At 60.2% G+C, this 10,547-nt stretch carries 10 protein-coding genes and 3 pseudogenes; 2 read left to right on the top strand and 11 right to left on the bottom strand.

Annotated features, from left to right (window positions below; genetic code table 11):
• From L9Z73_RS17805 to L9Z73_RS17770, 8 genes and pseudogenes are all read right to left on the bottom strand, one after another.
• Positions 1-141: SAM-dependent methyltransferase (locus L9Z73_RS17805; RefSeq protein ID WP_247403502.1), on the bottom strand; the 141-nt coding region annotated here is incomplete at its 3' end.
• 38 nt (positions 142-179) lie between these two features.
• Positions 180-1,016, bottom strand: a pseudogene (locus L9Z73_RS17800) (M20/M25/M40 family metallo-hydrolase); the annotation flags it as partial.
• Complete coding sequence (locus L9Z73_RS17795) at positions 934-2,229, bottom strand: OmpA family protein (protein WP_247403499.1); 1,296 nt, start codon at positions 2,227-2,229, stop codon at positions 934-936. The pseudogene L9Z73_RS17800 and the gene L9Z73_RS17795, both read right to left, overlap by 83 nt.
• A gap of 7 nt (positions 2,230-2,236) precedes the next feature.
• The gene (gene tssL, locus L9Z73_RS17790; protein ID WP_247403497.1) at positions 2,237-2,920 is read right to left on the bottom strand and encodes a type VI secretion system protein TssL, short form; all 684 of its coding nucleotides are present in this window, start codon (positions 2,918-2,920) and stop codon (positions 2,237-2,239) included.
• Positions 2,917-4,272 (bottom strand): type VI secretion system baseplate subunit TssK, encoded by a 1,356-nt coding sequence (tssK, locus tag L9Z73_RS17785; RefSeq protein ID WP_247403493.1) that lies wholly within the window; start codon positions 4,270-4,272, stop codon positions 2,917-2,919. Before tssK ends, tssL begins: the two co-directional genes overlap by 4 nt.
• Before the next feature lie 23 nt (positions 4,273-4,295).
• On the bottom strand, positions 4,296-5,834 hold the full coding sequence (tssC, locus tag L9Z73_RS17780) for a type VI secretion system contractile sheath large subunit (RefSeq protein ID WP_247403491.1): 1,539 nt from the start codon (positions 5,832-5,834) through the stop codon (positions 4,296-4,298).
• A 32-nt stretch (positions 5,835-5,866) separates the two neighbouring features.
• Positions 5,867-6,370: a type VI secretion system contractile sheath small subunit gene (gene tssB, locus L9Z73_RS17775; RefSeq protein WP_247403488.1), complete on the bottom strand. Its 504-nt coding sequence runs from the start codon at positions 6,368-6,370 to the stop codon at positions 5,867-5,869.
• A 475-nt stretch (positions 6,371-6,845) separates the two neighbouring features.
• Positions 6,846-7,022 (bottom strand): annotated as a pseudogene (locus L9Z73_RS17770) (PvdJ/PvdD/PvdP-like protein); the annotation flags it as partial.
• Between the two features lie 111 nt (positions 7,023-7,133).
• On the opposite strand from L9Z73_RS17770, the gene L9Z73_RS17765 reads away from it, so the two are divergent.
• Both L9Z73_RS17765 and L9Z73_RS17760 read left to right on the top strand, forming a co-directional pair.
• The gene (locus L9Z73_RS17765; protein ID WP_247403501.1) at positions 7,134-7,397 is read left to right on the top strand and encodes a type II toxin-antitoxin system HicA family toxin; all 264 of its coding nucleotides are present in this window, start codon (positions 7,134-7,136) and stop codon (positions 7,395-7,397) included.
• Positions 7,394-7,606 (top strand): annotated as a pseudogene (locus L9Z73_RS17760) (type II toxin-antitoxin system HicB family antitoxin); the annotation flags it as partial. The gene L9Z73_RS17765 and the pseudogene L9Z73_RS17760, both read left to right, overlap by 4 nt.
• Before the next feature lie 21 nt (positions 7,607-7,627).
• Here L9Z73_RS17760 and L9Z73_RS17755 read toward each other — a convergent pair.
• The 3 genes from L9Z73_RS17755 to L9Z73_RS17745 all read right to left on the bottom strand — a co-directional run.
• Complete coding sequence (locus L9Z73_RS17755; RefSeq protein WP_247403485.1) at positions 7,628-8,800, bottom strand: MFS transporter; 1,173 nt, start codon at positions 8,798-8,800, stop codon at positions 7,628-7,630.
• 40 nt (positions 8,801-8,840) lie between these two features.
• The gene (locus tag L9Z73_RS17750; RefSeq protein ID WP_247403483.1) at positions 8,841-10,196 is read right to left on the bottom strand and encodes an MATE family efflux transporter; all 1,356 of its coding nucleotides are present in this window, start codon (positions 10,194-10,196) and stop codon (positions 8,841-8,843) included.
• Between the two features lie 25 nt (positions 10,197-10,221).
• Positions 10,222-10,547 (bottom strand): DUF2239 family protein (locus L9Z73_RS17745; RefSeq protein WP_247403480.1); only part of this gene is annotated, 326 nt, incomplete at its 5' end.

Genomic DNA, 10,547 nt, shown 5'->3' with positions numbered 1-10,547 from the left:
CACCGCCGCCGCGATCAGGCCACGACGCAGCAACGCCACCGGCAGGTAGCCATGGTCGGAGCCGATATCCGCCAACCGCGCCCCAGCCGGCACATGCGCGGCTACGCGCTCCAGGCGCATGGACAATGTGTGTTCGTTCAACTGCGGTTCCTTCTTCACCACGAGTGTCAGTGCGAAGGCTATTGACGCACAAACTCCACCACCCGCTCCAGCATTCGATCACACGCATCCAGTTGCTGCAGACTGATGAACTCATCCGCCTTGTGCCCCTGTTCCATGCTGCCCGGGCCGCACACCACGGTGGGAATCCCCGCCTGATCGAACAGCCCGCCTTCGCTGCCGAAGGCGACGGTGCCGAAGTCCTGCGAGCCGCAAAACTGCGCGACCCACTCAGCCGCCTGGCTTTGCGACGAAGTCGCCAACCCCGGATAGCTGGACAACTCACTGAAGCCGATCGCGCACTGCGCACTCACCGCCTGCATCGCCGGCAGCAGGGTTTGCTCGGCATACAACCGTAACTGGTGCGCCACCTGCCACGGGTCCTGGGTCGGCAGCGAGCGCACTTCGAAATCAAAGCTGCACTGCTGCGGGACGATATTCAGCGCCTTGCCGCCGCTCATCACGCCGGTTTGCACCGTGGCAAACGGCGGATCGAACGCCGCGTTCTGGAGTTGCGGCGCCTTGAGTTCCTCACCGAGCCGCACCAGTTCTCGGATCAAGCAGGCCGCGTATTCGATGGCGTTGACGCCTGACGGTGCATAAGCCGAATGACACGCCGCGCCCTGCACGTCGCAACGCACGGCCAATTTGCCTTTGTGCCCCAGCACCGGCTTGAGCTCGGTGGGCTCGCCGATCACACACAACAACGGCTTGACCGGCTGCGCGTGAAACCTTTCGATCAACGAACGCACCCCCAGGCAACCCACCTCTTCGTCATAGGACAGCGCGATATGCACCGGCATACGCAACGACGCCCGCACCAGCGTCGGCACACAGGCCAACACACAGGCGATATAGGCCCAAGCCGAATGCCAGGGGCGCACCGTGCCGGTAGTACGCGTCCAGTCGTTGGCCGTCCTGGCGCAGCACGGTCACGGCATTTTCACGCCAAAGAAACTCGCGCTGGTTACGCTGGGTCGGTTGCGGGATAGCCGAATAACGTCGCAAGTCATCGCTGACTTGGCGTAACAACAGGGCGTTCTGCCACGCCGAACTGGCGAGTGCGACAACCCCCGCCACGGCGAACAACCACAGCGCAACAACGCTTGCACGTTGCACCGGGGAACGCAGCGGGCCGAGCGGCAGCAGGTTGAGCAAAGGGTCCGGGAACGGCAACACCGCATCCGTCACGGTCTCTCTGTGATCCGCCAGCGCCACTTTGCTGCGTAGCCATTGCCGCCACAGGTTCCCCTTCACGGCATGCGGCAATGCCGACACACACGTGACTGCGCAGGTCGCCGCCAGGCTCGAAGCGTTGCGAGTGACAAGGTGCGGCAATACCGCTTCGTGAAGCCAGGCCACAGTGCTGTTCAACTGAACACTTGCGTGCATCCGGGCAGCCTGCCTGGGCGAGTCAGCGGGTTGCTGTTGCCAGTCATCCAGGCTGACGCAAGCACCCGCCTCACACACACGGACCTCGGCCTGCCCGATGCCCCAACAGAACCAAGGCGCCTCGTCCTGCAAGGTTTGCAGGTAGCTCACCAGCAACAGCGGCAGCGCAACACCGCGCTTGCGGGCCAAGGCCATCTGATGACTGAAGGCGCGCACCTGACCGGCGAGTACGGCCCCATCACTGTGCGCGCCGGGGCTGACGCTGAACATCACGCCCAGTTGCCCGGCCCAACCCGCACGCACGGCCAGAACCTGATCAGTGACGACCAGCAGTTGCTCCAGGCTCGGTACGCGCACGTAGCACCCTTGTTCGGTCACGCGCAGGGCCAACTGCTCGGCGGCAACCCTGCCGAATAGCCCATCCAGGCCATCACCGCAGACCAGCACCACCGGATGACGAAACCCCGCAGCGGGCAGCACATTGCCCTCGGCCAACCTCACCGACCCACGCTGCCGCTCGGCGCGCAGGCGCAGTGATACCCAGGCCCACGCCACACAGCACGCCGCGATCAACACGCCGAGTACACGCACCCACAGCGCGAGCGGAATGATGAGCAGCAACGCGAGCACGAGGACACCCGCCCACAGGTAAAGGATGCGATGCAGATTGAAGGTCATCTGGCACTCACCCCTGATCAGGCAAGAGCGAGGCAATCGCATCGCTCAACAGATGATCCAATCCCCACCACGTCGCAACGAGCAACAGGGCCACTGTCAGCAGATGAATCAAAGGTGAACGCAGCCAACCAAAACCCGCGCTCAGTTCGCCACCGCCCACCTGCGTCGGCACGTGTTGACTGAGCTTGAACGGCGCCACCTGTGCGTCGAGAGCCACCAGCAATTGCTCGCGTTCGGGGTCGCTCAAATCACGATAGCGCCCGCGAAAACCCAACATCAATACGCGCTGAAATACCGTCAGCACATGCCGGTCAGGCGCGGGCTCGCTCAATACGTCACGCATGGCCTCGTACAGGAACTCACCGGCCTGATGGCGATTGAAAAACTTGGCCTGCAATGGTGCGCTGGCCCAATCGGCACGGGCATCGGCGTCGGCGCAGGTCAGCACCGCTTCGTCGAGCAGCGCGCATTGAGCATGACTGATGTGGTCGATACTGCGCGGACTCAGGCCCGCCAGCTCAAGGCGCTGCCGAGCCTGCTCAACCTGCTCGACACAAAGTTCGCCCAGCTCCCGGCCAGGTAGCACCGAGGCGCCCTGACGCAACTCGACCACCAACAGGTAGGTGTCCTGTAACAGCGCGTCAATATCCACCGCCGCTGCAGTTTGTGCGTTGGAAGACGTCGGTTTCATGAGCGCAGCACCGCAAACAGTTCCAGTTTGACGTCGACCAAGCTGCTTGGAACGTAGAAAGCGCAGACCCCTTCGTCCAGCACCGCCTGCCCCTTGGAATGACCCAGATCCAGCGCGAAGTATTGATTTTCCAGACGCAATGGAATCGCCGCCGGCACATGGCTGAGGGACTGCAACGGCACCCCGTCGAGCGCCGCGTTGATCAGATAATCGACATCATCCGGCGTACCGATCTTGCACAGGCGCGGGAACTGCTCCTGCACCTGCGCCGCCGGCAGCCGGCTGCGCACCGACAGATAGAAATCGGCCCCCTCACGCTCGCGCAAGCGCGGGTCATTCAGCGTGACCTGCCAACGGTTAGCCCCCTGCACTTCCAGCACCAGAGCAATGACCCGCGACGGTAGACTGGCCTCCAACAACAAGGAGAGGGTGTGCATCAGCGGCGGGAACACCGCTTCCAGCGCCGTGTGCCGGTATGCGGGGATCTTGTCTACATCGTGTTCCAGCGAAAACGTGAGCAGGCTGCCGGCCAGCTTGATCAACTGCTGGTAGACCTGCTCGGGATGGCGTGCGGGGAACTCCAGAAGATCGGCCAATACCGGCTGATAGGTATTCAAGGCATTGAGCAGCCAGAACAGCGACACGTCGGCAACGGCAAAGTCGGCCATGCGCTGGTTGCTTTCCCGCCGCATCCCCATGAGCCTTTGCCGCTTGGCGGACAACTGCGTCAACAGGTTGTCCAACTGGTTCAGCAGCCCCGGGTGCGCGGCGAAACTCAGCAACGGCGGCACATAGGCCGGGTCGAGGCTCCAGGCCCCCTGCCCGTCGCGCACCAGGCGTGCGACCGGGCACGTCATGTAATCCGCATTGTCGTCGCGCTGTAGACGCAGGCTCAGCGCATGCTCCAGCACGCCAATCGACTGCACCTCATCGGCATAAATGTCTTGTACTTCGCGCCAAGACTGGCGATAGCGCATCGGTCGATCGGCCCGACCGCCCTCGAACAGGCAGTTGTTGCCATTGGCCTGCTCCAGGGGCAAGGCCACGTGCAATAACACGGCCTGATCGTCGTCAGCCAGCACCTGCGCCAGTTCCAAGGCGGCAGGCAGGCGGTCCACCTGCTCAGTGTCGATCCAGGTGCCATCAGGCATGCGCACACGCAGTTGAGTCGCCTTGAGCTTACCCAGCCGCAATGCGTCGAGGTCGAACCCCACCGCCTGGACACCCCAAGGGTGTGCCAGGGCCAAGTGCGCGAGCTGTTCGTTGGTCCAAGCCTCCCAGCGTGCCTGTTGCTGGAATTGCTGCGGCGACAGCAACGCCCCGGCGGCCCACAGAGGGCGATCGATATTCATGGCATCGTTTCCCTACGACTGAATCAGGCTTTGGCCTTGGGCATCTGCGAAACCAGCGACAAGTTCACGTCCATACCCTCGACCTGAAAGTGCGGCACGGCATACAACTTGACGCGGAAGAAACCGGGGTTGTCCTCGATGTCTTCCACCGTGACCTTCGCATCCCGCAGCGGGTGTGAGGCCTGCAAGTCATCGCCCGGATCAGTCATCTCGGTGACCAGCCCGCCGATCCACTTGTTCAGTTCCAGTTCCAGCAAACGCCGGTCCTTGGTGGTGCCAATGTTTTCGCGCTGGATCAGCTTCAGATAGTGAGCAATGCGTGAGAGCAGAAAAATGTAAGGCAGGCGCGCGTTGATTCGACTGTTCGCCGTGGCATCGGCCGTGTCGTACAGCGCCGGCTTTTGCGCGGAGTTGGCCGAGAAGAAACACGCATAGTCGCGGTTCTTGTAGTACGAAAGCGGAATGAACCCGAGGTTGGCGAACTCGAACTCACGGGTTTCCGGAATCATCACTTCGGAAGGGATCTTGACCTGATTGCCGGTGCCAAGGTCATACAAATGGATCGGCAGCTCAGTGACCGCACCACCCGATTGCGGCCCACGAATCTGCACGCACCAACCGTTGGTGATGAAGCTCTTGACCATGTTCGCGGCAAAGGCAAACGATGCGTTGGTCCACAGGTACTTGCTGTGATCCGGCCCTTTGACACTCTCGATGTAATTGAAACTGCGCACCGGAACGGTGTCGGGCCCATAGGGCAAGCGCCCCAGGACACGTGGCATGGTCAGGCCGATGTAACGCGCATCATCACTGTCACGGAATGACTTCCACTTGATGTATTCGGCACGATCAAAGTAGTTGCCGATGTCTTTGATCGCGGCCACCTCCTCCATCGTCTCTTTGCCGAAGAAGGCTGGGCCGACGGCCCCCACGAACGGCATGTGGGCGGCGGCGGCGACTTTGGAAATATTGCGCAGCAGCGCGATGTCCTGAGGCCTACGATCGAATTCGTAGTTTGAGATAGCCGCCGCAATCGGCTCGCCACCCGGGGTGTCGTACTCCTGCGTGTAGGTATGCAGGTACAAGCCACTCTGGGCAATTTCTGGCGCATCCTCGAAGTCTTGTACCAAGTGGTCCTTGCTGACATCCAATAGTTCTATTCGAACGTTCTGACGGAAATCCGTCTGATCAATCAGCGACTTCACACCGCGCCAGGTTGATTCGACGCGCTGGAAGTCCGGATGGTGCATGACTGCATCGAGCTGACGGCCAATCTGCCTGTCCAGCGAAGCGATATGTTCATCCAGCAAGACTTTATCCAAACGCTCGATTTTTTGCGGCATTTGCTTAAGCAAGTTTAAAAACACACTAACCGCCGCCGTAATCCGCTCATCGGCGGACACCTCCGACAGCGCGTCCGAGTTCTGAAAGATATCAATGCCTGCCAACTCAGAAACAGGACTTAAATTGATTTTGTTAAACAGCGCAGCATAAACACCACGAGATTCTTCAGACAACACTGTGGCGCCGCGCGATTGCACGTTGGAATTTTCTAAAGACATGATTTAACTTCCCTTTAAACTACCGCAATGAATTAACGTTCTTCTTCGGGCGCCAAGGCCGCCAACTCAGCGCGCAGTTCGTCACTGAGCGCGTCATCTTTGAGGATGCGTTCCAATTCATGGCGGAAGGTCACGTTATCCAGCAGGTTCGATTTGAGATCACGCAACAGGTTGCGCATCGCCAATAAGGCACGCAATTGCGGAATCTGCCGTGCTACCTGTTCGGGCTCGAAGTCCTTCATACGCTGGAAACTCAGTTCGACAGCGGTGTCGGACGCATCGTCGTCCAAGGTGTTGTTGACGGCGAGCTTCAGACCCGGCGAGAACTCGCCCAGGACGCTGTCAAAGTTGTTTTTATTGATATCGACCTTGCTGCGCTCGGAGAGCGGACGCTGCTCCTTGCCGTTACTGTAGTCACCCATCACCATCAGTTTCAAAGGCAACTCAACCTTTTTCTGCGCACCGCCGGTATGCAGATCGAGCTTGATATTAACCCTGGCTTTTGGCACTTCATTTTGAAAGCTGCTTAGCGTCATCGCTTCATTCCGTGAGTTTTCCAACAGCGCTGTTCAGCCATCAGAGAAAAAGTAAGACGGGAACTTAATGAAGTTAAATTCCCACTCCAGAACACCAAAGTGCTACATGGCACATGGCGCCCCCTTGCTCACTAGAATGAAGTATCACTGCCAGATTTTACCACCCCCTGAATCACGGACGGGAACTTTCCATTGCACATCAGAGACATTTCCCACAAAGCACGCAGATTATCTTTCTTGCAAAGAATATTTAAGACTTAAACTCGGAACAACGACTTGACTGTCAGATGTTTCCTAACTTTATAGACACATAATAAAAGAACAGTAGAAATATGGTGTTTTATATAAATCCATTTCGACATTTCCCTACGCCCCTAGCACTAATACTTATAAGCGAACGAACACTCAGGGACCAGGAGATGAACCACTCCGCCGCCGTTTTACATCATAAACATTGAACCCCAGCAAAAAATGCCTAAACCTCCCGCGCCTTCACCTTCAAATGCCGCGCATACCACGGCCGCTTCTGCACCCGCTTGAACAACTCTTGCAGCGCTTCGTCTTGCGCAGCAAACGTAATACGCAGGGCGAGCTTCATGGTCTCTGGGTCCATCTCCATCGAGCGCCCCCCCCTCTGCAAGCCCGGCGCGGTGCGAACCAGCTTCGCTGCGCGCCGCCCATCAGCATGTGATCAGCGCCTGCAGGAACAGTTGGCGTTTTTCCAGGGGCAACCCGACAATTTGCAACTAAATTTAGTTGCGCGCTGGGAACGCAGTGTCCAAAAAATGAGAAGCTGCTAGCCAAATTGCTCAACGAGCAAACGGCATTTACCTGGCCCGAGCTCGTCACGCTGTTGCGTCGGTTTGGCTACACACAGATCGAAGGCGCTGGAAGCCGCGTCAAGTTCGACATCGGTGACCCGAGTGCAATGATCACGTTGCACAAGCCGCACCCCGGCAACGAACTGAAGCACTACATTCGGCGCCAGATCATCGAACAATTGAAATCAGGAGAACTGATTCAGTGAACAACCCACTCAAACACAAAGGCTACATCGGCTCTATCGAAGCCAGCCTCGACGACAACTGCCTGTTCGGCAAAATCCTGTTCATCAAGGCGCTGGTGAGCTACGAAGGGAAAACCGTCGCAGAGCTGGACGCGGCGTTTCGCGAGGCCGTGGATGACTACATCAACACCTGCCAGGCCCTGGGGCAAACGCCGGAGAAGCCGTGCAAACCTGCCCCGGCGCTTGGCTGACTAGCCCAACCGCCGACTGCCCAACACGGCCGCGCCGAGCACCACCGCTCCCGCCGCCAGTGCCACCCAGAACCCGCTGGCCGCGCCGAAGTGGTCGATCATCCAGCCGGAGCTGGCGGCACCGATGGCCACGCCGATGCTCAGGCCGGTGATCAGCCAGGTCATGCCTTCGGTCAGGCGGCTCGGCGGCACGATCCGCTCCACCAGGGCCATGGACACGATCAGGGTCGGGGCAAAGAACAGCCCTGAGATGAAGATTGCCACGGCGAGGCCGGGGATATTGGTCACCAGCAACAACGGCAAGGTCGTCAACGCCGTGGCCACCCCGCAGCACAGGAACTGGCGAGGCAACGCTGCTTTGAGTTTGAGGATGCCAAAGGCCAAACCGGCCAGACACGAGCCGATGGCATACACCGACAGCACAATACTTGCCGCCGCCGGTTGGCCCTGGTGCTGGGCGAAAGCGACGCTGACCACGTCCACCACACCGACAATCACCCCCATGGCCAGCAACAGGATCATCAGGATCAACACCGAAGGCGAAGCGATCAGCCAGCGGTCGTGATGATCATGGCGTTCATGCACGGGCGGCTCGCTCTGGCGTTGCATCACGAACGCAGTGACGCCGACTGCCAACAGCAACGCCGCCACCAAAGGCCCGGCCTCCGGAAACAGCACCACGCTCAACCCCACCGAAATCGGCGGGCCGATGATAAAGCACACCTCGTCGAGCACCGACTCCAGGGCAAACGCGGTCTGCAGCTTGGGCTGGCCCCGGTACAACTCGGTCCAGCGTGCCCGCACCATCGCCGACATGTTGGGCATGCAACCGGCCAGCGCGGCGAACACAAACAACACCCAGTTCGGCGCCTGCAAACGGGTACTCAGCAACAGCAACAACAACGCCCCACCGCCAAGCAGCGCAGCGATCGGCAACACCCGACCCTGGCTGTAGCGGTCGACCAGCCGTGACACCTGCGGCGCGCAAAATGCCGTAGCCAGGGCGAACACTGCCGCCACCGCGCCGGCCAGGCCGTAGCCTCCATGCACCTGCGAGAGCATGGTAATCACGCCGATACCGGTCATGGAGATGGGCATGCGCGCGAGCATGCCCGCCAATACAAAAGCCCGCGCACCGGGCGCCTGGAACAACTCGGCGTAGGGATTTGCCATGACTGAAACGCCTTCTTTCCTTGATTTGCGCAACCTTTTATCACACCAACCGTGTGATCTGTTTATGCCGCCACACCAGCCGGTAATATGCGGTCTGCAAACCGAGCATCGCCAGGTACGTCAGCGGAAACGCCATCCACACCCCTTCCAGGCCGAACTGTGCATTGAGCAGGTAAGCCACCGGCAATTCCACGCCGAGCACACAGAAGATCGAAATCGCCACCGGCATCAGCACGACGCCGCTGGCGCGCATGATCCCGCCTATCACGGCCTGGAAGCCGAACACCAGAATGCTCCACAGCATGATATGCAGCAGGTGTTCGGCGTTGATCCGCGCGGCGTCGTCGGTGATGAACAGGCCGAGCAACCAGTGCGACAGCAGGTAGCCGAGCAGGATCAGGCCGCCGGTCAGGCAGGTGTTGATCAGCAGCCCGGTGCGCAGGATCGGCCCGATACGCTCCAGGCGCCCGGCACCAATCGCCTGGGCGCCGAGGATCGATGCGGTAATGGCAATCGACAGCGCCGGAAACTGCACATAGTTGACGATCTGCGTCACCGCGCCATAGGCCGCCGTGGCCTGGGATCCGTGGCTGTTGACCAGGGCCAGGATGACCAGCTCCGACAGCGACAGCACCACCATCTGTAGTCCGGTAGGCAGTCCAATACGCAAGACTTTGCCGAGAATCACGCGGTCCAACCGCAAGGCCGCGAGCAATTCGCGGTCCGGCGCCATCACATGGTTTTTATGCCGCAGGCGCAGGATCAGATACAGCATGGCCGCTGCGTTCCCCACCAGGCCGGCATACACCGCACTCTGAATACCCATGGGCGGCAGGCCGATCCAGCCACGGATCAGCGCCGGCGTCAGCAGCAGGCCGACGAACGTCGAGACCATCAACGCCAGCAACGGCGAAACCGTGTCACTGACACCGCGCAGCAACTGGGTGTAGAGGATAAACACCAGCAGCAGCGGCATGATCAGCATCATCACCTGGGCATAGCCTACCGCATCGTCCAGCACGTCCCCCGGCGTGCCCAGCGCCTGGAGTGCCGGACGCGCAAACAGGCTGCCGAGCACCGCCGCAACCAGGCCCACCAGCGCGCCAAGGGTCAGGGTGGCGCCGGTGATCGCCTTGACCATAGAGATTTCCCGGGCGCCCCAGGCCTGGCCGATCAACACCGAGGCCCCCGCCCCCAGGCCGATCACCAGGGCGATAAAGAAAAACACGATGGGGAACATCCCCGACACCGCCGCCAGCGCCTGGGTACCGAGCATTTGCCCGATATAGATGCCATTGAGCGTGCCGGAAAAGCCCTGCAGAAAGTTGGACAGCACCATCGGTGCGAGGAAGATCAGGTAGATCTGCCACAGCGGGCGTTGTTGGGTGACTTCCATGGTAATTCGGGTCCCTGGATGATAATCAGGCAGTAAAAGCGTTGCGCGACAGCCAGGCCAGGTACGTCTGCACGTCCACCGGCCAGAGCGCGATCTTATTGGAAAAGTCTGCGGCGTCCAGCGCAAACAGCGCCCGCGAGGCTTCTTCGAAACCCGGCAGGTCACCGCCGATGGCGCTCATGAAACGATAGCTGGCCTCCTTGGCCTGGCGCATTTGATCACGGCAGGCATGGGCATTGCGCGCTTCATCCACCAACCGCCGCAACGCGGCCGACGCACCGCCACGCTGCTGGCCCAACCACTCCCAGTGGCGCGGTAGCAAAGTGACTTCGCGGGCGACCACGCCCAGCT

The sequence above is a fragment of the Pseudomonas emilianonis genome (assembly GCF_023072625.1).
In the GTDB taxonomy this organism is placed as follows: domain Bacteria; phylum Pseudomonadota; class Gammaproteobacteria; order Pseudomonadales; family Pseudomonadaceae; genus Aquipseudomonas; species Aquipseudomonas paraveronii.
This window is presented reverse-complemented; position numbering and strand designations above follow the sequence as displayed.

Bases quoted from the DNA above. Each gene is read 5' to 3' on its own strand.
- L9Z73_RS17755 (WP_247403485.1), bottom strand. From the start codon at position 8,800: ATGGCAAATCCCTACGCCGAGTTGTTCCAGGCGCCCGGTGCGCGGGCT.
- L9Z73_RS17750 (WP_247403483.1), bottom strand. From the start codon at position 10,196: ATGGAAGTCACCCAACAACGCCCGCTGTGGCAGATCTACCTGATCTTC.
- tssL (WP_247403497.1), bottom strand. From the start codon at position 2,920: ATGAAACCGACGTCTTCCAACGCACAAACTGCAGCGGCGGTGGATATT.
- tssK (WP_247403493.1), bottom strand. From the start codon at position 4,272: ATGAATATCGATCGCCCTCTGTGGGCCGCCGGGGCGTTGCTGTCGCCG.
- L9Z73_RS17795 (WP_247403499.1), bottom strand. From the start codon at position 2,229: ATGACCTTCAATCTGCATCGCATCCTTTACCTGTGGGCGGGTGTCCTC.
- tssC (WP_247403491.1), bottom strand. From the start codon at position 5,834: ATGTCTTTAGAAAATTCCAACGTGCAATCGCGCGGCGCCACAGTGTTG.
- tssB (WP_247403488.1), bottom strand. From the start codon at position 6,370: ATGACGCTAAGCAGCTTTCAAAATGAAGTGCCAAAAGCCAGGGTTAAT.